This is a genomic window from Streptococcus oralis subsp. oralis, from assembly GCF_002096595.1.
Taxonomy (GTDB): Bacteria; Bacillota; Bacilli; order Lactobacillales; family Streptococcaceae; genus Streptococcus; species Streptococcus oralis_D.
The window spans coordinates 48,568-73,781 of the sequence record NZ_NCUR01000009.1; the positions used below are offsets into that span (position 1 = coordinate 48,568).

Below are 25,214 nucleotides of genomic sequence, written 5' to 3' on the forward strand. Positions count from 1 at the left end.
TAGTTGATTTTATGAGTGAAAATCAATAGGAAACGTTTTTAATTTAAGGCTATAAAAAAGAGGAAACAGAGTCCCTCTTTTCTATTTAACTGTCAGAGCTTACTTGCTTTCGTCTTCTTTACGCTTCAACTGACCAAGTCCTAAAACTCCTACTAAAGCTGCAAGACCAAGATACGGCATGTAGCTTGAATCATTTGTACCTGTTTGAGGTAGAGTAGGGTTACCTTTTGGATTTGGATTAGGAGTTGTTGGCTCCTCTGGTTTCTTAGGTTCTGGCGTTGTCGTACGAACTGTGTTTGAGGCGTAAGCAACTTTATTCACAGTATTTACATAGGTATTTTCAAAGGTTCCGACAGCAATTCGTTTCATTTGAATATAAGTTTCAGCCTGGAATGGAGAATCCAACTGAATCTCTTGAAGGAATTCTTCCTTGAAGCGAATTGTAATCATTCCCTTATCTTGATCATGTTCAACCTGTGTTTCAGCTGTTAAGTCTGTACCTGCCTTGATAACACGACCGTCTTTCAATCGGATATCAACCTTGGCAAGAACTTTATAGTTTCCAGTGTATTGATCACCTTTTTGGTCATAATCATCTACAAAACTATAGTCATTCAAGTCCTCAGAATGATTTTGCGGGATCAAACCACCAATCAAACGATAATTGAAGTACTGGTTCAACGGAATTGTTTGGCCATCAATATTGTCACTACTTGGATCCATACTGATTGTCACATCTTTTTTCGGTGTGATTTTCGGTACGTTGTTAACAACTACTTCTGTAGCATAGCCATTTCCAAAATCAATTTGGTAGGCTTTGTTTTCATACTTACCACCCGTTTGACCAAATTCAGGTTTAACTGTCATCGGATCTGTGATTAGCAATGATTTTCCTGCTGCTACATAATTCTTGTAGAATTCGGCTGGATTATCAGCTGAGAAGAGTTGGAAAGCACCTTTAACAGTGATGTTTGCTTTCTTCAACAAGTCCTGAACTTTCTTAGGAGCAGCTTCTAAACTATCATATTGTTGAACACTGATACCTGATACAAGGTTGCCCTCTAGATCACGAATCTTAACCAATTCTGGTTGAAGGGTCAAGGCTTCTTCTGGATAATCATCTACATAGTAGAAACCATTTTGAATTGCTTCTTTAGACGATTTATCTCCCTTGTATTGGTCCAAATCCCATGTGAGTTCATAGTAGTTCGTTGAACCAGCTAGAACTTCTTTGCCATCAATATTCACACCTTGCTTGTTCTTGTTAACTTTCAAAGGCTTGATGTAGTTGTTATTTGGATTGTCAGGATCATTTGGTTTACCTGGAGTCGTTACACGAACAATGTTTGACTTAACACCGTAGGCATCGTTGACTGTCAATGTAAAGTTATTCGTATAAGTCGCCCCATCATTCAAGACACGACCAACAACAGTTGGATATAGAGTCTCAAAGGATTTTGTCAAATCTGCATTGAAAGCAGCTAAGGTCTCCTCAGTAGCCTTAAAGGTTACAGTGTGACTAGCTTTGTCATAGCTTGTTTCAAAACCTTTGCTTGCAGCCTTGGTCGCTTCCAAATCAAACTGATAGCCAGTTGGAAGTGGATCTACCAATACAAACGAAGTTGTTTTTGGACGACCAGCTGTCAACGCTTCCGTTTTCAACTCAAACTTCACTACAGACTGCTTAGCAACGAGAGTACGATCGATATCTACTCCATCCTCGTTTTTAATTTCTTTATTAATCTGAGGTTGTGCAAATAGACGATTGTAATGGAAGTGAACTGTTGGCACCGCTGGTGGTGTTGGCAACTGCTTAGGGGTTGGTGCTACAGGCGGAGTTGGCAATGGATCATAATTGGGCTCTTCTGGTTTTGATGGTTCTGGTTGATCTGGAGTCTTAACTGGTGGAGTTGGCTCATTTTCGTAGCTTGGTGCTACTGGAGCCGGTTCCAAGGGTTTCTCTGTCTCATAAGTAGGAGCTTGTGGTGCAGTTGGTGCTACCGGTGGAGTTGGTTTTTCTTTTGTAATTTTCGGAACGTCAACCGCACGAATTTTACCATTGAGTGAGTACCAGATGTTTGGTCTTTTACCTGTATCAACCGCCATAACTGGATCAGAAGGAACTACTAGGGTCGCAGAAATGGCACCAACAGTAACATGATTCGTAGGGCCAGACATACTAATAGCTCCAGCACCGTACCAAGAGTTTGGTGCATCTGATGAATCCCAACCTGAACCAGGTTGACCATTTGGATACATAGTCCAACGAGATCCACCTTGGCCTTGTTTAAAGTTCAAGGTTTCAGTAGCATAAATCTTTCCGTCTTTTTCTCCAACAGATGAACCGGAAATTTTAATAAAGTTACCAGTGTAATCCTTGGCCATCTCAATAGAATTATTTTCTCTATTTAGAGACGCTACAGAAAGAAGGGCATTGTCAAAATTAATTGGTTGGTCATTTTCATCATAGAAGGTAAATTCATTTTTAATGAAAATTGAAGTCCCTTTTTCAACATCACCAGTGTAAGCAGAAGCAAAGACTCCCAAAGTTGGATCACTAAAGATTCCCAACCAAACTTTCCCACTAGGATTTTGGAATTTTGAAGATGGATCTACAGTATATTTGTAAACAATCTTCGAAATCTTTTTACCATTGTAGTAGGAATTTTGAAGGTTGGTATAAGTCGCAGTTACGCTTTGTCCACGTTCTAGAAGAACTGAGCCCCATTTAACTTCAGTTTTATTCCCTACATTGGTGGTCCAGTCAGATTTGTCTCCAATATTACCATACAATTCCACTGAAGAAGTAGTCGCACCGTTCTCCAAGTTCTTGACATTTAGATTGTCTAACTGAAGATTTTTCTTGCCATATTGTACTGTGTCTTTCTTAAAGGCTTCATCAACTGCTGCTGCTGTAAGAAGTTTTCCTTCTGTTTTAAGGTCCAGTTGAGCATTCGATTCTAAATCATAAACCAAGCTCTGAGCAGATGGCTTAGACAAGTACCCGTCCTGATCCTTGTTTTTTTCAAGTTCTACCAATGCAGCCTTAATTTTGGCCTGCTCATCTTCATATGCCTTTAATTTAGCTGGATACTCTGCTAACTCTTTCTTATACTTGGCAAGGTCTGCTTCATATTTCGCAACTTTAGCTTCATAATCTGTCTTAGCTACGGCATTCCGTTGCTTGATTTCTTCGTTTTCAGCTTTAAGCGCTTCGTTTTTCGCAGTATTTTCTTTTACTGCTTTATCATAAGCTTCCTTAGCTTCAGCATTAGCTTTTTGTACTCGAGCTAATTCTGTCTGGTAAGCTGAAAGTTTATTTTGATAATCCTGTTGACTATCTTCGTTTGCTTTTTTGACAGTTGCTAAATCTTTTTGATATTGTGCTAGCTTAGCCTCATACTCTGCTTTAGCTGTTGCATTGGCAGTGTTGATTTTTCCAACTTCTTCTTGATGACTTTTTAGATCTTTTTGATACTTGTCATCCGCTGCTTTGTTTTCAGCATTGACTTTATCTGTTTCAGCCTGATGAGCTGCAACTTCTTTTTTATATGCTTCAGTTGTTTTCTTTACTTCTTCAGCCTGTTTAGCATAGTCACTTTTAATCTCATCTTGTTTTTGAGCATTCTCTGTAGCAGTTGTGGCTATTCCTTTGTCTTTTGTTTCATCTTGAACTACCTTCACTCCTGCAGATTTTGCATCAGCAACTGCTTTATCCAAATCAGCTGATGATACTTCTACTGGTAAAGCTGAGTCTTTAGAACCAGCCTTAGCTTGGCTTTCTTTGGCAACTTGACTCATTTCACCCTGAGCTTCAGGTAGATTTGTAGCTGGGTTTCCTGTAGTAGCTACCTCAACTGTACTTGTACTAGTTGTCTCTGTAACTTCATCAGCAAATACTGCTTTGTCTGCAAAAGCAATCAAAGCAGTTCCTAAAACAGCACCACACAACGTTTTCGCAACTTTGCTTTTACGAAATCCATAGACTTCTTTTTTATTTTTCATTTTAATCCCTTTCCTTATATGAATTTAGTCGTTACTTCTTATACTAGCACTTTACAAGGCAGGATGCAAATATTTACTCTTTTTTCTTTTTATTTATAGAATAATTCTACATATTTATAAATTAAATTAAAAAGAAGATGGTCACACCATCTTCTTTTAGTTAAACTATTTATTTTTCAGTCAAAGCTGCCAATCCTGGAAGAACTTTACCTTCAAGAAGTTCCATTGATGCTCCACCACCAGTAGAGATCCATGAGAACTTGTCTGCACGACCAAGGTTGATGGCTGCGGCAGCTGAATCACCACCACCGATGATTGATTTAACACCTGGTTGTTTCACAATAGCGTCCATCACACCGATTGTACCAGCTTGGAAGTCTGGGTTTTCAAATACACCCATAGGTCCGTTCCATACAACTGTTTTCGCACCAGTCAAGGCTTCGTCGAATTTAGCGATTGATTTAGGACCGATATCCAAACCAAGGAAACCTGGATCCACTGCTTCACCTTCAGTGTCTTTTACTTCAGTGTAGTCAGCAAATGCGTTTGCTTCTTTTGAGTCAACTGGCAAGATCAATTTGCCGTTTGCTTTTTCAAGAAGAGCTTTTGCAACATCCAATTTGTCTTCTTCTACAAGTGAGTTACCGATTTCGATACCTTGTGCTTTGTAGAATGTGTAAGTCATCCCACCACCGATAAGAACTTTATCAGCTTTTTCAAGCAAGTTTTCGATAACACCAATCTTGTCTGAAACTTTTGAACCACCAAGAATCGCTACGAATGGACGTTCTGGAGCTTCAACTGCTTCTTGGATGTAGGCAATTTCATTTTCAAGAAGGAATCCAGCAACTGCTTTTTCAACGTTTGCTGAGATACCAACGTTAGATGCGTGTGCACGGTGAGCTGTACCGAATGCATCGTTTACAAAGATACCATCTCCAAGTGATGCCCAGTATTTACCAAGTTCAGGATCGTTTTTAGATTCTTTCTTGCCGTCAACATCTTCGTAACGAGTGTTTTCAACCAAGAGAACTTGTCCATCTTCAAGAGCGTTGATCGCAGCTTCCAATTCAGCACCACGAGTGACACCTGGAAGGAAAGCAACGTCTTGACCCAATTTAGTAGCCAAGTCAGCAGCTACAGGAGCAAGTGATTTACCTTCTTTGTCTGCTTCTTCTTTTACACGGCCAAGGTGAGAGAAGAGGATTGCACGTCCACCTTGTTCAAGGATGTACTTGATAGTTGGAAGAGCTGCAGTGATACGGTTGTCATTGGTAATCACGCCATCTTTAACAGGTACGTTGAAGTCAACACGAACGAGAACTTTTTTCCCTTTCAAGTCAACGTCTTTAACAGTCAATTTTGCCATTAGATATGACTCCTTCTTTTTTTATACGTGTTAATTATATCACAAAATCAGCAAAAGAGATAGAAAAACCCTAAACTTTTCTTGTTCTTTCTTCTATTTATTAACCTAAAAACCTAGGATTGCAGTTCGGGAAATAGCAATTTTCACATAATTCGGTTGGAATAATTTAGGCAAATTTCTTGATTGATCTGCCTAATTACTTATATACCATTCTTTTTCTAACATTTTAATCCTTAATATTCTAAACTCTACAGTCCTTCTTTTTGAATTGCTAGGTTTCTTATTATACAATATAACTAAAATAGTTTCTTCAGTTTGTGCTATTTGAGATTAAAAGAAGGGGAATTGCTACCATGAAATTAGAAAGACTAATCTATATTTTACTGTCTCTTTTAAATAAGAAGAGAATAACAGCTAAAGAGATTGCAGAGAGGTTTGAAATATCTACTCGAACTGTATATAGGGACATGGATACACTCAGTTTAGCGGGGATCCCAATCTATTCGGAACGTGGAGATAAGGGAGGTTTCTATATACCAAGCGACTATAAGATAGACAGAAACTTTTTCACTGAGGAAGAGAGACAGTTTATTATTAATATGAGCCAGAATGTTAGTAAAATCGTTGGCCATTCAAGTCTTGACAGTATCGAACACAAGCTTTCTTCTCAAGAAATTACAAAAGTAAACAGTCCTTTTTACTTTGATCTCAGTTCCTGGACTCTTAATACAAATTTTTTACTAGAAATTGAGGAAGCGATACAAACTGAACAGATGATTTCTTTTTCTTACTATTCGAAAAAACAAGAGAAAAGTCAGCGAACAGTTATCCCATACAGATTGATCTATAAACTGAATGCTTGGTATGTTATCGGTTACTGCTTAGAAAAATTAGATTTTCGTATTTTTAAATTAACTCGAATTCGAGAACTAGAACTAGTCGAGATAAAAGATAAACCATTCGATTATCCACGTTTATCTCAAGAAAAGTTAGACCTTTTTTTAAATCCCCCAAAACATAAAGTGGAGGGGCAAAGAGAAGAAATCGAACTAGTTTTTACAAGATTTGCACTTCCAAAAATCTACGATCACTTCACGGAAGAAGAAATCAGAGTCGAGGACGAAATAATAAAAGTTCAGGCATTCAGAGCTTTAACTCCTGCATTTTTTGATTTACTCTTAAGCTTTGGTTATCAAGTAAAGGTCGTATCTCCAAGTCACTTACAAAATCTACTGGTCAGTACTCTCAAAAAAAATCTTCAGCAATATGACAACCTGTAGTCATATTTCCTTTTGTATACTCTTAAGTGGGCAAAATATTTCATGATATTCATCTTAGCCCAATTATTTTACAGGAGGTTCCAAATGGATACAAAAACACTTGCAGAAAGCTATTTTACAGCAGTAAATGAGGGAGGCTGGGAAGATTTCGTAGCTGAAAACTTTGATTATGGCATGTGCGATAGTATAGAAATCCGACAAGGATGTGATGTTTATTTGCAAGGTGCAGGCCAATTCTATGCTTTGAGCCAGCATCTTGAAGTGAAGCAATTATTTGTTGATGGTCGAACTGTCTCAGCCTTAAATCGCTACCATCTACATTCCCCTCAAGGAAAAGAACTAGAACTGGATGTCGCAGAATTTCTGAAATTCGATGAGTTTGATAAATTAGTTGCATCCAATATTTATTTCGACACCTATCGTTTCCAAAAATTTATCCAAGGAATTGAATAACAAAAATCTAGCTTCAAATTTACTCTTCAATTTCAAAACTAAAAACAAGGTCTGACTAATCTACAGTCAAACCTTGTTTTTTATTTTTATGAGAAAATCCAAAATTCGTAAATCCGATTAGTCTTCTCTCTTCTTTCCAGCAAGCAAGCCGTAGCCACTCATTAGTCCGAGGAGTCCCAGCGCTACTAGACTAGCATCTCTTGTCGCTCCCGTATTTGGCAGCTCTCTGCTTGTTTCTTCAACTTTTGCTGGTACTGCTGAAAGAGCTTGATCCCTTGTTTGTGAGACTTGCTCTTCTTTCGTTCCTACTTCGACAATTTCTGGAAGAGCTTCCTTGAGAACCTCAGTAGAATGAAGGGTGCGTTTGCCTTGAGCATCAACTTCTACAAAGCGACGAACTTGGCCTTCAACTCCTGCTTGAACTAGCTGGCGTTGTCCTTTGAGAAGGGCTGCATTTGGTCGTTCCTGACGTTCGAAGGCCATTGTAGCCTCTTCAACTTCCAGTTTCGGAGTTTCTAGAACTAAATCTTTCACACCTTCAGCTGGTTGGTTGCTGGACAGAACTTTTGTTCCAACTTCGGTGATTTCTGGGATTGCTTCCTTGAGAACTTCAGTTGAATGAAGGGTGCGTTTACCTTGGGCATCTACTTCTACAAAGTGACGAACTTGGCCTTCCACACCTGCTTGAACTAGCTGGCGTTGTCCTTTGAGAAGCTCGGCGTTTGGTCGCTCCTGACGTTCAAAGGCTGTTGTTTCAGTTTCAATAACTAGTTCAGGGAGAGCTTCAACCGTTGGAGCCACTTCATTTGGATCCATGCTTCCAACATGATGGCTTTCTTCTGCAGGTGCTAGTTTCTTGTTCAACTTTTCTTTCATGTCAGCAAAAGCTTGTGGAGTTGGCATCTCTGAAGCCAACAAAGTTTCTGCTTGTTCAACCAACTCAGCTTTAGGATCTTTTTCACGAAGGGATTCGAGCAAGCCTTCCAATTCTTCTCTAGCAGTTTGATAACGTTGATTTCCATCCAAATCCGCTCCAGCTTGTTTCAATTCATTCAAGGCTTTGTTGACTTCTTCTTGACTGGCATCATGGTTTTCTGCAACAGCTTTCGCTGCATTGAGTTTCTCTGCTAGTACAGCTTGTTTGTCCTCTCTTGAGAAGGTATAGGCAAGGGTTGACTGGCGACCTTTGGCAGCAGTGATTTCTTGTTTGAGGTACTCATCATTAACTGCAGCCTTTGGAGAAACCAAGACATCGAACTCAGCGGTGTGCCCCTTGTAATGCAAGGTCAAGGTTTGTCGTCCAGTCTTTTGAGCATCGTAGCCCGTAATTTCAACACCTTGATCTGTGAAGGCATGGCTTTCTTCTGTCTCATCATCATAGAGAACGCCGAAGCGCCCTTCTGCAAGATCCAGTTGCTCTCCTACTAGATAGTCCGTTTTCGGTTTCTGAGTAATGTACAGACCTGCTACTTCCTTTGGTTTTCCTTCATCTTGTCCTGTCACTTGAACTTTCAGATCACCTGACACTGGTAAACCAAGGTATTGAAGTGTTAGGTTTTGTTCCCCTTTTTGCTGAGCGTCGTATCCAGATACCGTCACACCTGAGTGAGTAAGGTTAATCAACTCGTCGGCTTGTCCCCCTTCGTATTGAACACGGAGTGTTCCGCCTCTGAGGTCGAGATTTTCTCCTTCTTTATAAACTGTCTTCTTAGGTCCTTTTTCAAGGCTAACAGATTTAATTTTTCTTTCATCCTGCGGAATCGCTACAGCCAAGGTGTTACTGATTTCTTTGCCAGGTAGTTGGGTACGATAGTAGAGGAGAGTTGGTTGCTTGTCAAAGGCCAATGGTGCTGTTGCCAGGTCGCCACCAGTTTCAGTCTTCAAGGTTGCAATTGGTGTTTGTGAATCTGCCCTGTCGTAAACGGTGATGGTTGCGCCTGCCGGAACATCAGAGAAGCCTAGTTGAACTTGATGGTTTCCAAGTGAACGAGCCGCTACCTTAGCCATTGGAATATTTTGACTTTCTGTATCCAAGGTTTCGTACATCTTCCAGTTGTAGATACGAATGGCTTTCCAAGGTGTTCCGTTATCAGATGTAATGACATGCAAACGCCAGTCTTGGGCGGTTATTGGTTTATCAAGAGTGATATCCGTAACGTGCGCTTTATTGCCACGGACTTCCTTAGCTAGTTTCCACTCGCCATCAGTATCCTTGTAATAAAGATCAAAGTCCTTGGTGTTCATCAAACCATCGTTAACAGACTCACCACCAGCTCCCGCATGATCCATTACCCATCTGACAACACGACGTGGTTGAGTCAAACGAATATCGACACTACCGCTCAATTGTCCTGAAGACCACTTGTCTGATAGACTTGTAATCGTACCGTTCAACATGCCTTCGATGCCTTCCCCGCCTTCAGTATTCGGGAAAGTGCTACCAATAACCGTTGCCCCTGGAACAATATTTTCAGCCAAAGGTCTTGGGAGAGTTGTATCCTGAACAGTCATCCCCCAGTTGAATGACGCTGTTGCAGCTTCTGAACGGAGGCCATTTTTACCAACTGCAACAACTTTCAATTCTTGAGTCGTACCAGTGGCATTAGCAGAACGGCTAACTTTTGGCAAGTAGATGGTTGAAGCAGATGAACCTGTCAACAAACGCCAGTTATCACCGTCTTTTTCGTAGACTTCATAGAAATCTGCATCTTGGTTACCCGTAAATTGAACAACTGCTTCAGCTTCTTGAGCATTCTTAAGAGACTGTTTCACTACTGAGAGACCTGTAGGTGCTTGTGGCGCTTGGTGATTGTCCGTGATCGTTAATTGTCCTAGGTTGAATTGATAATCTTTTACAGCACCTTCATGTTCGAAGAAGAGTTTAACTGCATAGATGGTTTTACCTGCCAGTGAGCTAAGGTCAATTTCTTCATTTGTCCAGTTGTCAGAAAGAGTCAGTTCTTTCCATGCCTCTGCATCCTCAAATTTGTAGTCTGGAGTCGTAGAGAAGGCCATATAAACTTTGGAGCCTTTTCCTCCCTTGTGGGCAACCCGAAGTTTGGTTTTCTCCGTTACTTCTAATTTAGTAGAATACAAATTCACATCCTGGTCCGTCTTACCAGCTACATCACCTGAGAATTTAAGAGAATTTCCTCCATTGTAGGCATCTGTAAAGTCATATTCTGCACGGAGTTTATCCCCCGTTGAAGTCTGCCACCAACGCCATGTTGGCAAGATGCCTGAAACCGAACGGTAGTTCCATTCAGAATCCTTAGAAACTTTGCCATCTACAAACCACTTTCTACCATGACCTGTATTAAAAGAGGTAGTGAAGGTGCGTCCCACTGCTGGTGTTCGGTCCGCAACTAAATTAGCAATCCCATACCACTCTTTGTCTCCTGGTTTTTGAGCCGTTGGATCTCCTTGATAACCTGTAAAGAAGATATCTTCGTTTTTGTGGTAATCTTCGCCTGTTTTTCCTAGACTGGTAATGGTATCTGGCGCAAAGAGTCCAAGTGACAAGCGCAACTTGCCATTTTCATCTAAGAGAGCATCCCAGTTGACCTTGGTCTTATATGAACCACCTTGCTGCAATTCCAAGCCTGCAAAGACATCATACTGGCTACGTTCTAGCCATTTTGCCATCTCTACAGAGTGGTCATTCTTTTCCTTGTTCCAGTTGAAATTGGCAAAAAATTGATCTGCAGGGACCTTATCTCCCTCTTTTTGCATAAACTGGTAGTTGTAATCACCAAGACCATCTTCGTGGTAACGGCCATATTTGTAGGTCATGGCATCGTACCAAGCATACTTGATTGGGTGGTTAACCTTAGCCGCGTATTCTTTTGTATAGAGCATGAATTGGCGCATTTTTTCACCAAGAGGTGCTACCAATTCCCCTGTTGTTTCTTGGTTAATGAAGTAACCATCAAATCCATAGTACTTAGCGAGATCAACGAGTTTGCGTGCAATTGGGAAGGTGCCATCCTCATCTTGTTTCAAGGCAGCGGCAAATTTCTCTTGGTCAGCAATACTGTTTGACCAGTTGAAAAAGAGTGTTCCATAAACGGGAACTCCGTTGCGGTGACCGGCATCAATGACATCTGGAGTTGGAACTAGACCTTCCCAGAAGACCATTGAATCCAAGTATTGCCAGTAGTCAAAAGCATAGGCCTTGAATTCCTCACCACCGACAGAAGCGTGGTCTTTAGCTTTCGAGTTGGTATTTGCTAGAGCTTGAACCTTGGCTCTTCTGCTTGCTTTTTCATTAACCAACTGGCCTCTATGGCGCTTGGCGAGTTCAACTGAGGAACGGTTAATAGGATCATCCTCACGCGCACCCGGTTCCCATTTTAACAAATCCTCCCATGTATCAAATTTGATTTCTTTTGGTCGGAGACTCTTTTCCTCATTTTTAGGAACGTCTGCTAGAGTCGGTTTGTCGGCTTTCTTCTCAGCCACTTGAGGAACCTCCTCTGGTTTAACTTCTTCTTTTTCAGTTGGTTGAGCAGGTTTTTCAGCTTTATCTGCTGGAGCGGGTTTTGCCTCTTCTTTTTCATTAACCAGATCCGTTATTGCTGGAGTGTTTTCTGAAATTGGTTGCTCAGCTACTTTATTCTCTGTTTCCTCTAATTGTTTTTCAAGGGCTGCAGTATCTGGATTAGCTGTTTCACTAGCGCTTGTAGCTTGGGCGCTCGTATTTGCAGCTTTTTCAGGGACAGCAACCTGTTCGGCAAGAGCTGGGCTCGCGAATAGAGCTGAACCAATCATCAAGGAACAAGCCCCGATTGACAGCTTACGAATACTGTAACGGCAACGTTTTTCAAAAAATAGATCTTTCATCTTATCCTCCTAATAAAATATAAAGTAAGCGCTTTACTTTTTGATAAAAAGTAACTGTTCTCAGTGCACACCACCAGAACAGGATCATCTTCATTTTATCCTATATGAAAGCGATGTCAATCTATTTAACATAAAAACTATAACTAGGATAATAATCAGTAAAATTTGGACACAATCCTATAAATCATCTATCTTAAAGGAAATCTATCTCTCATTTTAAAAGAAAGTTCTTGTTTCTTATGAAAATTTCAGCTAAACACTTGTGAGATTTACTTTTATCCTTTAAAATAGAATAGGAGAAATTCCGTTATTATTTTTCGGAGGAAAAAGAAATGTCCATTAATTGGCAGGAAATTTTATTTCACTTTTTAGGAGGTCTAGGACTGTTTTTATACAGTATCAAGACCATGGGAGACGGTTTGCAACAAGCTGCTGGAGATCGCCTTCGTTTTTACATTGACAAGTACACTAGCAATCCCTTTTTAGGCGTTCTAGTCGGAATCGTCGTGACTGCCCTGATTCAGTCAAGTACGGGGGTTACAGTTATCACGGTCGGACTGGTCAGCGCTAGTCTTCTCACTCTTAGACAGGCTATCGGAATTATCATGGGAGCCAACATCGGAACCACTGTTACTTCCTTTATCATCGGTTTCAAGCTTGGCGAGTATGCTTTACCCTTGATTTTCCTTGGAACCATGTTCCTCTTCTTCACAAAAAACAGAACAGCAAACAATATCGGGCGCATCCTGTTTGGTGTAGGGGGAATCTTCTACGCTCTCAACCTCATCAGTGCCGGGATGAGTCCACTTAAAGATTTACCACAATTCAAGGAATATATGGTAACCTTGGGACAAAATCCTATTTTAGGAGTGGTAGCTGGTGCAGTGATTACCGTCCTCATCCAGGCATCTTCTGCAACTATCGGGATTTTGCAAGGTCTCTATGCAGGTGGGTTCCTTGACCTTAAAGGTTCACTACCAGTTCTTTTCGGAGATAATATCGGGACAACCCTAACCGTTATCATTGCGGCAGCTGGAGCCAATGTCTCTGCAAAGCGCGTTGCGGCAACCCACGTTACCTTTAACGTTTTAGGGACTATTCTTTGCTTAATCTTATTAGGCCCCTTTACTGCTATGATCGAGTACTTCCAGGCACTCCTTCACCTCTCACCTGAGATGACCATCGCCTTCTCGCACGGTGCCTTTAACGTAAGTAACACCATTGTACAATTTCCATTCATCGGAGCCTTGGCCTACTTTGTAACCAAGCTCATCCCTGGTGAAGACGAGGTTGTCAAGTACGAGCCCCTTTATCTCGACGAGCAACTTATCCAGCAATCTCCTTCTATAGCTCTAGGAAATGCCAAAAAAGAACTCTTGCACTTGGGGAACTATGCAGCCAAAGCTTTTGACCTTTCTTATACCTATATCATCGGTTTGGATGAAAAGGTAGCTGAAAAAGGACACAAGACAGAGGAAGCCATCAATACCATCGATGAAAAACTCACTCGTTACCTCATCAGACTCTCAAGCGAATCCTTGAGTCAAAAGGAAAGTGAAGTCTTGACTAACATCCTTGATTCATCTCGTGATTTGGAACGGATTGGGGACCACGCAGAAGGCTTGCTCAACCTAACAGACTACCTCCAACGTAAGAATGTTCAATTTTCTGATGCTGCTTTAGAGGAATTAGCTGAGATTTATCAAGCAACAACTGCATTTATCAAGGATGCCCTTGATAGTGTGGAAAACAATGATATTGAAAAAGCTCAGAGTCTGATTGAACGTCATAAAGAAATCAACAATATGGAACGCGTTCTCAGAAAGACCCACATCAAACGCCTTAACAAGGGTGAGTGTTCTACACAAGCTGGAGTCAACTTTATCGACATCATTTCCCACTACACTCGTGTGTCTGACCATGCTATGAACCTAGCCGAAAAGGTCATTGCTGAACAAATCTAATAACCTAAAAGCTATCCTGAATGGGATGGCTTTTTTCGTCTCCTCATTAAGAATTTCTTTCGGAGCATATAAAAATGCTTTGATTCACAATGGAATCAAAGCATTTTAAAGAGTTCTCCAAACATGATAGCAGAAACTGCAGTGCCCCTATACTTGGCTTCTTCTCTTTTGATAAAGCGCGCCAACTTGATCAACTCAGGTGCTGGGTGTTTGGGATTGATGAGCAATTCACGGGTGACCAGTCCTGAAAGTCGGACTGCTAGTAATTGCTCATTTGTAGTGGGTAGTTTTTTAGCAGTCTCTAGGAGAGCAGCAACTAAATCTTCACTCAAGCCCTGACGAGCATGGTTGTAGAGATCTCTTATAAGGCTTTCTAGGTTTGGTTCTGCCATCCCGACCACCTCCCTTATGCTTAATAATGTTTAATCAAATCAACCGTTGAACGATCCAATTTTTTCACCAAGGCTTGCAAGAAAGCTTGAGCTTCTAGGAAGTCATCCATTGCGTAGAGGGTTTGGTGAGAGTGGATATAACGAGCGCAAACACCGATAGTTGTAGATGGGACACCACCATTTTTCAGATGAGCTGCTCCAGCGTCCGTTCCACCTTTTCCACAGTAATATTGGTACTTGATGCCAGCTTCTTCAGCCGTGGTCAAAAGGAAATCTTTCATACCTGGGAGAAGCAAGTGACCTGGATCGTAGAAGCGAATCAAGGTTCCATCCCCAATCTTACCTTGGCCACCATAAACATCACCAGCAGGTGAACAGTCAACGGCCAGAAAGACTTCTGGGTCAAACTTAGTTGTAGAAGTATGAGCGCCACGAAGCCCAACTTCTTCTTGGACGTTAGAGCCAAGATAGAGTTCATTTCCCAGTTTTTGACCTGACAAAGCTTCTGCAAGCTCACTTACCATGAGAACACCGTAGCGGTTGTCCCAAGCTTTGGAGATGATATTTTTTTCATTGGCTGTCAAGATAGCGGAGCTATCAGGTACAATGGTGTCACCCGGACGGATACCAAAGCTTTCTGCCTCAGCCTTGTCCGCAAAACCACCATCAAAAACGATATCGGCAATGGCTGGTATGGTTGGTCCACCCTTTCCACGAGTCAAATGTGGAGGAACAGATCCTGAGATCACAGGAATTTCACGACCGTCACGCGTAAAAAGTTTAAAGCGTTGACTGCTAACCACCATAGGGTTCCAGCCACCGATTTCAACCACACGGAAAGTACCGTCTGGCTTAATCTCGCTGACCATAAAACCAACTTCGTCCATGTGAGAAGCGACCAAGACACGCGGTGCATCCGCAGCTTCTGAATGTTTAATTCCGAAAATACCACCCAAGCCATCTGTCACTACTTCATCCACATGCGGTGTTAACTTCTCACGAAGATAAGCACGGACAGGCGCTTCATGACCAGAGATTGCAGCAAGCTCTGTTACTTCTTTGATTTTTGAAAATAATGTTGTCATTTCAGTTCCTTCTTTCTGTCCTCCATTTTACCACTTTTTATAGGAGAAGGATAGTGGGAAGGTGGATTGGTTTTTACTCAGTTTTCCAATAAAAGAGAGGGGCAGATATTATTTCAGGAATTTTTCTTTCTTTTTACATTAAATTGTCAGAAAATTTATTGACAGATTAAAAAAATCGTGTTACATTTATATCCGCAGGTATCTTTCGATACCAAATCTACACGAAAGGACGGGGGTATGAAACTCTCTCATATTTTAACAGACTTACTTCTACTCCTGGTCTTTCTCTCCATTACCATTGGAACCAGTGATTTTTCTTGGGAAAAATTCTTTGCTTTTGACCAACAGACCTGGCTTCTCTTTCAAGAGTCGCGTCTTCCAAGAACCATCAGTATTCTCCTTGCAGCCTCTAGTATGAGCATGGCAGGACTCCTCATGCAGACCATTACCCAAAATCAATTTGCTGCTCCGAGTACAGTTGGAACGACAGAAGCAGCCAAACTGGGAATGGTGTTGAGCCTCTTTGTCTTTCCGTCGGCTAGTCTGACCCAAAAGATACTCTTTGCTTTTGGCTCATCCATTTTATTTACCCTCTTCTTCCTGGCCTTTATGACTATTTTTTCTGTAAAGGAAAGGTGGATGTTGCCCTTGATCGGGATCATCTATAGTGGGATTATCGCTTCTATCACAGAAGTTATCGCCTACCGTTTCAATCTAGTTCAGAGTATGACGGCTTGGACCCAGGGCTCCTTCTCCATGATTCAGACCCATCAGTATGAGTGGCTCTTCTTAGGCCTCATTATCCTGATGGCCGTTTGGAAATTATCCCAAACCTTCACCATCATGAATCTGGGCAAGGAAACCAGTGAGAGTTTGGGGATTTCTTACTCCCTACTTGAAAAGCTGGCCCTCTTTCTAGTGGCGCTAACGACAAGTGTCACCATGATTACTGTGGGTGCCTTGCCTTTTCTCGGAGTCATCGTTCCCAATCTTGTCCGCAAGCGCTATGGAGATAATCTGAGCCAAACCAAACTCATCGTCGCTCTGGTCGGAGCCAATCTGGTTCTGGCCTGCGATATCCTCTCTCGAGTCTTGATTCGGCCCTATGAGCTGTCTGTCAGTCTCATTCTAGGAATCATCGGTAGCCTCGTCTTTATCCTACTTCTCTGGAGAGGAGGACGAAAAGATGCAGTTTAAAAGCAAACATACCAAGCTCTTCTGGCTTCTCATTATTCTGGCCATCGGAGCTTGTCTCCTCTACTTTTGGCCCATCACTAACCTGTCTGCCTTTGCCTGGAAGCTGCGTTCCCAAAAAATCATCGTTTATCTCTTGGTAGCCATCGCGACTGGAATTTCGACCATTAATTTTCAAACCCTGACGGAAAATCGCTTTCTGACGCCAAGTATTTTGGGAATCGAATCCTTCTATGTCTTGCTACAGACCCTGCTACTGATATTTGAAAGCAAATTTCTACAGCTTGGAAAGTCTCCTGTCTTAGAATTTCTAGTCTTGCTTCTGCTTCAATCCCTCTTCTTTCTCGCCTTACAAGGTTACTTGAAGACGCTGATGAAGCAAGATCTGGTCTTCATTCTGCTAATCTGCCTAGCCCTCGGAAGTCTCTTTCGAAATATCAGTACCTTCCTCCAAGTTCTGATGGATCCAAATGAATACGATAAACTGCAGAACAGTCTCTTTGCCTCCTTTCAGCATCTCAACACTTCCATCCTAGCCATCGGTTCTCTGATCATCCTTGCTTTGACAATCTTTTTCTTTCGAAAAGCAGTCGTTCTGGATGTCTTGCACCTGCAAAGAGAAACGGCTCAGATACTGGGACTCGATGTTGAAAAAGAACAGAGAGAACTCCTCTGGGGCATCGTGCTCTTGACCTCAACAGCCACTGCCTTGGTAGGACCTATGGCCTTCTTCGGCTTTATGCTGGCCAATCTTACCTACCTAATCGTCAAAGATTATCGGCACAAGTTGCTCTTTATCGTGGCCATTCTGATTGGATTTATTAGTTTGACCTTGGGGCAAGCCCTCATCGAACGAGTCTTTGCACTGGAAATTCGCATCAGCATGATCATCGAGAGTGTGGGTGGTCTCTTATTCTTTATCTTACTTTACAGGAGGGCCCGTCGGTGAAACTGGAAAACATTGACAAATCCATTCAAAAACAGGATATTTTGCAAGACATTTCGCTTGAAGTCAGTCCTCAGAAACTGACAGCCTTCATTGGTCCAAATGGTGCTGGAAAATCAACTCTTCTCTCCATCATGAGCAGACTGATCAAGAAAGATCAGGGAATTCTCAGTATCAAAGGCCGTGAAATCGAGAGCTGGAATTCGCAAGAACTGGCCAAAGAGCTTACCATCCTAAAGCAGAAGATCAATTACCAAGCCAAATTGACTGTAGAAGAACTGGTCAGCTTTGGACGTTTTCCCTACAGCCGTGGTCGGCTGAAGGCAGAAGACTGGGGAAAAATCCGAGAAACTCTGGACTATCTGGAACTGACAAACTTAAAAGATCGCTACATCGATAGTCTGTCTGGCGGACAGCTCCAACGTGTCTTTATTGCCATGGTACTAGCCCAGGATACAGACTTTATCTTGCTAGACGAACCGCTCAACAACCTCGATATCAAGCAAAGTGTCAGCATGATGCAGATCCTTCGGCGACTGGTGGAAGAACTAGGGAAGACCATTATCATCGTCCTCCACGATATCAACATGGCTAGCCAGTATGCGGATGAAATTGTTGCCTTTAAAGACGGTCAAGTCTTTTGCAAGGGAACGACTGCTCAAATCATGCAGGCTGACCCGCTCAGTCAACTCTATGAGATTCCCATCACGTTGGCTGATATCAATGGCAAAAAGATCTGTATCTATAGCTAGCTATTCTGAACTCATGTTAGAGAACCTTCTGTCTCTTAGCTAACAAGCCTATCTAGGAGACCCCTACATCGTTATCATATTTTAAAAAGGAGAAATCATGAAAACATCCCTTAAACTTTATCTCACTGCCCTAGCGGCTAGCTTCTTGCTCTTACTTGGTGCATGTAGTACAAATACAAACTCAAGCACTAGCCAGACAGAGACAAGTAGCTCTGCTCCAACAGAGATAACTATTAAAAGTTCACTAGATGAGGTCAAACTTTCAAAGGTTCCTGAAAAGATTGTGACCTTTGACCTTGGTGCTGCGGATACTATTCGCGCTTTAGGTTTTGAAAAGAATATCGTCGGAATGCCTACAAAAACTGTTCCGACCTACCTAAAAGATCTCGCAGGAAATGTCAACAATGTGGGTTCCATGGTTGAGCCAGACCTAGAAGCCATCGCTGCTCTTGAACCAGACCTAATTATCGCTTCACCACGTACCCAAAAATTCGTAGATAAGTTCAAAGAAATTGCTCCAACCGTGCTCTTCCAAGCAAGTAAGGACGACTACTGGACTTCTACCAAGACCAACATCGAATCTCTAGCAAGCGCCTTTGGTGAAACTGGTACACAGAAAGTCAAGGAAGAATTGGCAAACCTGGATAAGAGTATCCAAGAAGTCGCTACTAAAAACGAAAGTTCTGACAAAAAAGCCCTTGCTATCCTCCTCAATGAAGGAAAAATGGCTGCCTTTGGTGCCCAATCTCGTTTCTCTTTCTTGTATCAAACCTTGAAATTCAAACCAACTGATACTCAATTTGAAGACTCTCGTCATGGCCAGGAAGTCAGCTTTGAAAGTGTCAAAGAAATCAATCCTGACATCCTCTTTGTCATCAACCGTACCCTTGCCATCGGCGGGGACAACTCAAGCAATGACGGCGTCCTAGAAAATGCCCTCATCGCTGAAACTCCTGCTGCTAAAAATGGTAAAATTATCCAATTAACACCAGACCTCTGGTATCTAAGCGGAGGCGGACTTGAATCAACTAAACTCATGATTGAAGACGCTCAAAAAGCTTTGAAATAAACAAGAAAACCCAACATCAGGTGATGTTGGGTTATTTTTTTTCTTGATTTCGTCTGAGGGAAAAGTGGTCTGGGACAGGATCTTTTCCTATTTTCGACCAGGGATGACAACGTAAAATTCGAGCCAAGCCCATCAAAACACCCTTAAAGCCATGTTTTTCAATAGCCTGAATCATGTAGTTGGAACAAGTAGGTTCAAAACGACATGAGGGCGGAAAGGCCGGTGAGATAAAACGTTGGTAAAAGCGTACTGGCGCTATTAAGATTCGTTTCATTATTTCTTGGTTACAGCCATAGTGTGTAGTTGGCTGATTTCTTTTTTGTTAAGGCGACGAGATTCTCCCGGACGGAGGCCTGTCAAGTCTAGGTGTCCGAAACGTGTCCGAGACAGTTTATCCACTTGCAGACCGACGGCTTCAAACATCTTTTTAACCTGATGGTTACGCCCTTCATGGATAGTCAACTGTACCACAGAGCGGTTTTTGACTGGATCCACTTTGAGAATTTCATAAACAGCTGGCTTGGTTTTCTTGCCATCAATCTCAAGACCGCGGGTCAAGGGGCGGAGATTGTCCTTATTGGCCACACCTTTAACACGCGCGACATAGACCTTGTCAATCTCATTACGGGGGTGAATCATCTCATCCGTAAAATCACCATCATTGGTCAAAATCAAGACACCTGATGTATCCCAGTCCAAACGTCCCACAGGATAAATACGTTCTTTTACATTGGGCAAGAGGTCCACAACAGTCTTGCGGCCCTTGTCATCTGTCACACTGGAAATCACTCCGCGTGGTTTATTAAGCAGATAGTAGACCTTTTCTTCGTTGTAGATGGGCTGACCTTCCACTTCGACCTTATCGCCAGTCTTGATGGTCGTTGCGAGTTCACGTACCACTTGGCCGTTGACTGTCACCAAGCCTTGCTTGATCAACTCTTCTGCTTTTCTCCTACTGGCCACACCTGCGTGGGCAATATATTTATTGATTCTCATCTTCTTCTATCCTTTCACCAAATAATTGGCTTTCTTGAGCTTGAATCTCAAGCTCATCAATCACTGGCAGTTCTTCCAAATGGTTAATTCCCATGTAATCTAGGAAATAATCCGTAGTCACATAGAGGTTGGGGCGACCCAACACTTCTTTTTTCCCGTCTTCTCGTATCAAATCAAATGCCTGCAACTTTGCCAAAGCCCCACTCGAATTGACCCCACGGATAGCATCAATTTCTATCCGCGTAATCGGCTGCTTGTAGGCAATGATGGACAAGGTCTCAAGGGCCGCCCGAGATAAACTCTGGTTGATGGGAGCTTTGGAATATTCCTTCAAAATCGCTGCAAATTGAGGCTTGGTCACCAATCTGTATGCTCCCCCTGTCTCAATCAGGGACAAGCTAGACTCCTGGTCTTTTTCATACTTTTGGGCTAATTTTTCTAAACTCTGTTGGATGCCTGTCGGTGGAAGTGATAGGAGTTCAGCCAACTGACGGACTCGAATCCCATCTTCACCTGCTACAAACAAGAGCGCTTCTATTTCTGCTAAAGTACTCATCTTTCCTCTCTATCAAGTCTAGCTTTGTGCCTCTTGACTTTCTTCCTTCTTTTCCATGAGATAGATATCTCCGAAACTCTCCTCTTGCACGAGGGTCAGTTCCTGGATTTTGATTAACTCTAGGGTCGCCAAAAAGAGGGTAATGACCTCTTGGACATTCTGGGCTTCCTTGAACAAATCCTGCAAACGCAACTGGTCTCGTCCAGTCAAGGACTCTTTTACAATGCCCATCATGTCCTCAATCTTATACTCATCCCGCAAGATGGTCGTGTGATTCTGAGCGAACTCCTCTTTTTTCTTGGCTAGGATATTTGAAAAAGCCAAAAAGAGGTCAATGGTCGTCTTGTCATGCACAAGCTCCGCATCTTCGTAGATCAACTCAGTAGGCGCTTTAGAATAGTACTGAGCCCGATCTTGGTGCTTAGCCTCCAAGTGCTCACCCAGGAGTTTGAACTTGCGGTATTCTTCGATTTGGGAGAGAAGGTCCTGCTCCAGGTCATCTTCCAAGTCTGTCACTTCTGCTACCTTTGGCAAGAGCTTGCGGCTCTTGATCAGCATGAGCTGACTGGCCATAACCATATACTCGCCCGTTACTTCCAGACGCATTGCCTGCAAGGTTGAGACATAGGCTAGATACTGTTCGATGACTTCTGTGATAGGCACATCGTAGATATCCATCTGGTACTTAGAAACCAAGTGCAAGAGCAGGTCCAGGGGCCCTTCAAAATCTTTTAATTTAATATCCATTATCTATATTTTTCTAAGGTCAGGACTGTTTTTAATCCTAATTTTTTTGCAATTTCGTACAAATCGACCTTGTTTTCTATCTGTCTTAGAATGAACTGTTCCCGCAAGGCTTGAGCGGATAAGGTTGGGAAACCTTTCTCCTTGACAAAGGACTCCAGCTGACGAAAGGCCCACTGACGAGAATAGGTTTTCCCACTCCTTTCAAAGAGATAGGTCTGCCCCATCAAGGGTTCTAGCTCTGGAATCAAGGTCGTGGGTATGGTGACAATCCTCTGTTGGGAAGCCTTGTTAATTCGCAACACCTGAAAATCCAGATTGATATCCATAACCTTGAGAGCTAAAATCTCACTTGGTAAGAGCCCTATTTCTAGGATTAAGAGCGCCAGCAAGCGCCCCTCTGGATAATCACTTTCCTGCCAAAAAGAGTCTAGGTCTAGAATCTCTGGTTTTTCAGTCTTCTTTTCAGCTTGTTTGGCTAATTCCAGACGATAAAAACTGTCCACTTCACCTTTTTGATAGAGAAAGTAGAGAAATTGGTTACAGGCCGAAAGTTTTCGCTTCTGGGCGCTGATTTTTAGATTGGCTAGCTGGCCTTGGTAAATCTTGAGACTAGTCTCAGAGATCCGCTCACCCACAATGTCTAAAAATTGCTCCAGATCATACTTATAGGACTGCTTGGAATTGGCAGACAAGTCCTGTTTTTCCTCTAAAAAAGCTGAAATCCTATCTCTCATTTGCATCGAATCTCATATTCCTTACTAAAGTCATGCAAGAGGGCATTAACGGCCTTGAGGATGGACTTGCGCGTGATGATTCCTTGGAAAATTCCTTCACCATCTACCACTGGCAAGAAGGGTTCATCCACCAGTTTATGGAGGATCTCTGTGATGTTATAGTCTGGAGCGACGACTGCCACATCTGTCTTGGTCATATTGACGATGTCTGTCGTTGCCATCTGCTCATCCGTCAAACCTTGCTCCATTTGATAAGCCAAAATGTCTCTCAGCCCAATGGTTCCAACAAAGCGTTTGTCAAAGGTCACAACAGGGATACGGGTATAGGTGATTTGACTCAGCACCAAAATTGCATGGTCGGCATTGTGGGTATCAATCAAAGCTGCTAGATTCTCAGCAGGGGTAAGAAAAGTCTCTTCCTGCTCCAATAAAAATGTTTCAAATTCCTTGGCAATCATCGAGCAAACTCCTTGGACAAGCCTGGATAAACCTCATGGTCACGTGTCAAAAAGTCTACTTTAAAATAGCTGTCATCAATCTCCACTCGAGCATAGAGACATTCTCTGATAGTCCCTCTTGGTTGGCTGATGGAGCCTGGATTTAGAAAAAGAGTCTTTCCTTCCATCCAAGCATTTGGCACATGCAAGTGACCATAGAGACAGATATCGGCATCTTCTTCCTGAGCCCAGTAGTCCAACTTTTGAAAGTTGAAATTGATATCAAACAAGTGTCCATGCGTCTGGATGATCTTGGTTGGACCAAGTTGAGTTACCAAACGTTCTGGATAGCCCGCATAAAAGTCCATGTTGCCTTTGACGACATGGATGCCCTCCCAGAGCGGAGAGTCTGGTCGGAGTTCTGAGTCACCATCGTGAAAAATGGCATCGACTTTCCCCAGATAGCGGTCACGAATTTCTTCCACAATCAAGCTATCTCCGTGGGAGTCACTCATTACAATGATGGTTTGCTTTGCCATGATGGAAATACCTCCAAAAGTTTCTTAACGGCTAAGGCACGGTGGGATTGGCTATTTTTTTCTTCAAGGGTTAATTCAGCTGCTGACTTACCTGTCTCTCCCACAAGGAAGAGGGGATCATAACCAAAACCATTCTCCCCCTTGGGTTCAAAGTTGATATAACCTGGCCAGTCAGCTTCGACAACCAAGCTTTCCTTATTTGGACTGGCTACAACTAGGGTTGTGTGGAACTGGGCTGAGCGGTCCTTGAGTTCAAAGACCATGGCCAATTCGTGCAAGAGTTTGGCATTGTTTTCACGATCAGTCGCTCCCACACCAGCGAATCGCGCTGACCAGACTCCTGGCAAACCGCCAAGGACATCGACTTTGAGACCTGAGTCATCTGCCAAAACCATCTTTCCTGTTAATTGGGAAATGGTTTCTGCCTTCAGGCGGGCATTTTCTTCAAAGGTCATGCCTGTTTCTGCTACTTCAGGTAGATCTGGGTAGTCATTGAGGTTTTCCACGTCGTAGCCTAACTTGTCAAAGATAGCTCGGAATTCCTTGGTCTTGCCTTCGTTGCGAGTCGCAATGAGCAGAGTTTCTCTAACCTTGCTAGTTTCAAAGAAGGCTTCTACATCGACTCCTTCTTTAGGCAATTCTACATGCAGGAGTTGCCCATTTTCAACCAAGAGCAGAGCTCCCTGACGTTGGATGACTTCTAGATTGCGACCTGCTTCGGCATTTAAAATCTCAACGATAAAGGAGAGCAGACGAAAGTTAGAAGACCAGCGCATCACCGTTATCGTAATTGGAAAGCCATTTTCCTCATCACGAAAAATCCGCGCCAAATCCATAAAATCAAGCTCGAGAGGATCTTTGATAAGGCTATAGATGCCTCCATAGACATCCCAGACACCGACATACCAGTCCTGGTCATCCTTGTATTCATAAATTTTGTTTGTCATAAAGTTACATGCTCCACATGAATCTCTTTTTCCAGCCATTCTGCTCCTATTTGGGCAAAACTTTGGCTATTGGCTGTTGTGTAAAAACGATGTTGAAGAGGTCCCGTATCTCGGCTACGATTGATTTCAAAATAGTTCAGCAAAACCGAGATATCCCGTACACACTCTGCCCCACTATCGATGAGCTGAACCTTAGGTCCCATGACATTTTGGATGATGGGGCGAAGGAGCGGATAATGGGTACAACCCAAAATCAGGCTATCCACCTTTCCAACCAAGGGACGCAAGGTTTCATAGACCACTTTCTTGGTTACACTGGTTGACAGGGCACCAGATTCGACCAAGGGCGCAAACTTGGGACAGGCCATACTCTCCACCTGTAAGTCCGGATCCAGATCATGGATTTTCTGACGGTAGATATCTGATTGGACCGTCATAGGGGTTCCAATGACCCCGATTTTCCCACCTTGACTGGACTTGATGGCTGCCGAAGCTCCTGGCAAAATCACACCTAGGACGGGAATGTCTAGTTTCGCCTTGATTTCTTCCCAGACGACCGCAGTCGCAGTATTACAAGCAATGACAATCATCTTGACATCCTTGGTCAAAAGAAAGTTGACCAATTGCCAAGTATAGTCACGAATTTGCTCAGCAGGACGGGGACCATAGGGCGCCCGAGCCGAATCTCCAATATAGACGATTTCTTCATGGGGAAGCTGGCGCATGAGTTCACGAACAACAGTCAAGCCCCCGACACCCGAATCCAAAAAACCAATTGGTCGATTATCCATACAGTCTTCTTTCTAGTCTTCTTTTCTGATTGATAGTTCATCATGATTACTTGTTCTAAATGAACGGATAGACAGCTTAATAGAATGGCAACTGCCTCTCTCTTAATCATAATCAA

21 protein-coding genes are annotated in these 25,214 nt (G+C 42.6%); 7 read left to right on the forward strand and 14 right to left on the reverse strand.

Annotated features, from left to right (window positions below; all coding sequences use genetic code 11):
• Nucleotides 1–99 precede the first annotated feature (99 nt).
• Together B7714_RS02630 and B7714_RS02635 are read right to left on the reverse strand one after the other, a co-directional pair.
• Nucleotides 100–4,005: an antigen I/II family LPXTG-anchored adhesin gene (locus tag B7714_RS02630; RefSeq protein ID WP_084859563.1), complete on the reverse strand. Its 3,906-nt coding sequence runs from the start codon at nt 4,003–4,005 to the stop codon at nt 100–102.
• A gap of 169 nt (nt 4,006–4,174) precedes the next feature.
• A complete protein-coding gene (locus B7714_RS02635) occupies nt 4,175–5,374 on the reverse strand; it encodes a phosphoglycerate kinase (RefSeq protein ID WP_084859564.1) in 1,200 nt (399 codons plus the stop codon).
• A 353-nt stretch (nt 5,375–5,727) separates the two neighbouring features.
• Here B7714_RS02635 and B7714_RS02640 point away from each other — a divergent pair, with 353 nt between their 5' ends.
• A complete protein-coding gene (locus tag B7714_RS02640) occupies nt 5,728–6,654 on the forward strand; it encodes a helix-turn-helix transcriptional regulator (RefSeq protein WP_084859565.1) in 927 nt (308 codons plus the stop codon).
• Nucleotides 6,655–6,738: 84 nt separating this feature from the next.
• A complete protein-coding gene (locus B7714_RS02645; protein WP_084859566.1) occupies nt 6,739–7,107 on the forward strand; it encodes a nuclear transport factor 2 family protein in 369 nt (122 codons plus the stop codon).
• A 117-nt stretch (nt 7,108–7,224) separates the two neighbouring features.
• Here the strand turns inward: B7714_RS02645 and B7714_RS02650 are convergent, their stop codons facing one another.
• Nucleotides 7,225–11,949, reverse strand: coding sequence for an endo-beta-N-acetylglucosaminidase (locus tag B7714_RS02650; protein WP_084859567.1), 4,725 nt, complete (start codon nt 11,947–11,949; stop codon nt 7,225–7,227).
• A 332-nt stretch (nt 11,950–12,281) separates the two neighbouring features.
• On the opposite strand from B7714_RS02650, the gene B7714_RS02655 reads away from it, so the two are divergent.
• Nucleotides 12,282–13,913 carry a Na/Pi cotransporter family protein gene (locus tag B7714_RS02655; RefSeq protein WP_000026662.1) on the forward strand — a complete coding sequence of 544 codons (1,632 nt, stop codon included), beginning with the start codon at nt 12,282–12,284 and terminating at the stop codon, nt 13,911–13,913.
• A 95-nt stretch (nt 13,914–14,008) separates the two neighbouring features.
• Here the strand turns inward: B7714_RS02655 and B7714_RS02660 are convergent, their stop codons facing one another.
• Nucleotides 14,009–14,305: a bacteriocin immunity family protein gene (locus B7714_RS02660; RefSeq protein WP_084859568.1), complete on the reverse strand. Its 297-nt coding sequence runs from the start codon at nt 14,303–14,305 to the stop codon at nt 14,009–14,011.
• 20 nt (nt 14,306–14,325) lie between these two features.
• Entirely contained in the window at nt 14,326–15,390 is a 1,065-nt protein-coding gene (gene pepA, locus B7714_RS02665) for a glutamyl aminopeptidase (RefSeq protein ID WP_000209162.1), read from the reverse strand.
• 237 nt (nt 15,391–15,627) lie between these two features.
• On the opposite strand from pepA, the gene B7714_RS02670 reads away from it, so the two are divergent.
• The 4 genes from B7714_RS02670 (at nt 15,628) to B7714_RS02685 (ending at nt 19,351) form a co-directional block, all read left to right on the forward strand.
• A complete protein-coding gene (locus tag B7714_RS02670; RefSeq protein WP_084859569.1) occupies nt 15,628–16,587 on the forward strand; it encodes an ABC transporter permease in 960 nt (319 codons plus the stop codon).
• Nucleotides 16,577–17,533 carry an iron chelate uptake ABC transporter family permease subunit gene (locus B7714_RS02675; protein ID WP_084859570.1) on the forward strand — a complete coding sequence of 319 codons (957 nt, stop codon included), beginning with the start codon at nt 16,577–16,579 and terminating at the stop codon, nt 17,531–17,533. The genes B7714_RS02670 and B7714_RS02675 overlap by 11 nt, the downstream gene beginning before the upstream one ends.
• Nucleotides 17,530–18,282 carry an iron ABC transporter ATP-binding protein gene (locus tag B7714_RS02680; RefSeq protein WP_084859571.1) on the forward strand — a complete coding sequence of 251 codons (753 nt, stop codon included), beginning with the start codon at nt 17,530–17,532 and terminating at the stop codon, nt 18,280–18,282. The genes B7714_RS02675 and B7714_RS02680 overlap by 4 nt, the downstream gene beginning before the upstream one ends.
• Nucleotides 18,283–18,379: 97 nt before the next feature.
• Nucleotides 18,380–19,351, forward strand: a complete 972-nt coding sequence (locus B7714_RS02685) for a siderophore ABC transporter substrate-binding protein (protein ID WP_084859572.1) — start codon at nt 18,380–18,382, stop codon at nt 19,349–19,351.
• A gap of 31 nt (nt 19,352–19,382) precedes the next feature.
• On the opposite strand, the gene yidD is transcribed toward B7714_RS02685, so the two are convergent.
• The 9 genes from yidD to racE are packed head-to-tail and all read right to left on the reverse strand — an operon-like array spanning nt 19,383 to nt 25,098.
• Nucleotides 19,383–19,625 carry a membrane protein insertion efficiency factor YidD gene (yidD, locus tag B7714_RS02690; RefSeq protein ID WP_045616413.1) on the reverse strand — a complete coding sequence of 81 codons (243 nt, stop codon included), beginning with the start codon at nt 19,623–19,625 and terminating at the stop codon, nt 19,383–19,385.
• Nucleotides 19,625–20,347 (reverse strand): pseudouridine synthase, encoded by a 723-nt coding sequence (locus tag B7714_RS02695; RefSeq protein ID WP_001222234.1) that lies wholly within the window; start codon nt 20,345–20,347, stop codon nt 19,625–19,627. Before B7714_RS02695 ends, yidD begins: the two co-directional genes overlap by 1 nt.
• Nucleotides 20,334–20,903 carry an SMC-Scp complex subunit ScpB gene (gene scpB, locus B7714_RS02700; protein ID WP_000105288.1) on the reverse strand — a complete coding sequence of 190 codons (570 nt, stop codon included), beginning with the start codon at nt 20,901–20,903 and terminating at the stop codon, nt 20,334–20,336. The genes B7714_RS02695 and scpB overlap by 14 nt, the downstream gene beginning before the upstream one ends.
• A gap of 18 nt (nt 20,904–20,921) precedes the next feature.
• A complete protein-coding gene (locus tag B7714_RS02705) occupies nt 20,922–21,650 on the reverse strand; it encodes a segregation/condensation protein A (RefSeq protein ID WP_084859573.1) in 729 nt (242 codons plus the stop codon).
• Nucleotides 21,650–22,384, reverse strand: a complete 735-nt coding sequence (gene xerD, locus B7714_RS02710) for a site-specific tyrosine recombinase XerD (RefSeq protein WP_338132073.1) — start codon at nt 22,382–22,384, stop codon at nt 21,650–21,652. The genes B7714_RS02705 and xerD overlap by 1 nt, the downstream gene beginning before the upstream one ends.
• Complete coding sequence (gene cbpB, locus B7714_RS02715; protein ID WP_084859575.1) at nt 22,381–22,842, reverse strand: cyclic-di-AMP-binding protein CbpB; 462 nt, start codon at nt 22,840–22,842, stop codon at nt 22,381–22,383. Before cbpB ends, xerD begins: the two co-directional genes overlap by 4 nt.
• Nucleotides 22,839–23,360 carry a metallophosphoesterase gene (locus tag B7714_RS02720; RefSeq protein WP_001118939.1) on the reverse strand — a complete coding sequence of 174 codons (522 nt, stop codon included), beginning with the start codon at nt 23,358–23,360 and terminating at the stop codon, nt 22,839–22,841. Before B7714_RS02720 ends, cbpB begins: the two co-directional genes overlap by 4 nt.
• Entirely contained in the window at nt 23,336–24,346 is a 1,011-nt protein-coding gene (locus tag B7714_RS02725; protein ID WP_420911877.1) for a nucleoside-triphosphate diphosphatase, read from the reverse strand. The genes B7714_RS02720 and B7714_RS02725 overlap by 25 nt, the downstream gene beginning before the upstream one ends.
• The gene (gene racE / locus B7714_RS02730; RefSeq protein WP_084859577.1) at nt 24,304–25,098 is read right to left on the reverse strand and encodes a glutamate racemase; all 795 of its coding nucleotides are present in this window, start codon (nt 25,096–25,098) and stop codon (nt 24,304–24,306) included. Before racE ends, B7714_RS02725 begins: the two co-directional genes overlap by 43 nt.
• Nucleotides 25,099–25,214 lie beyond the last annotated feature (116 nt).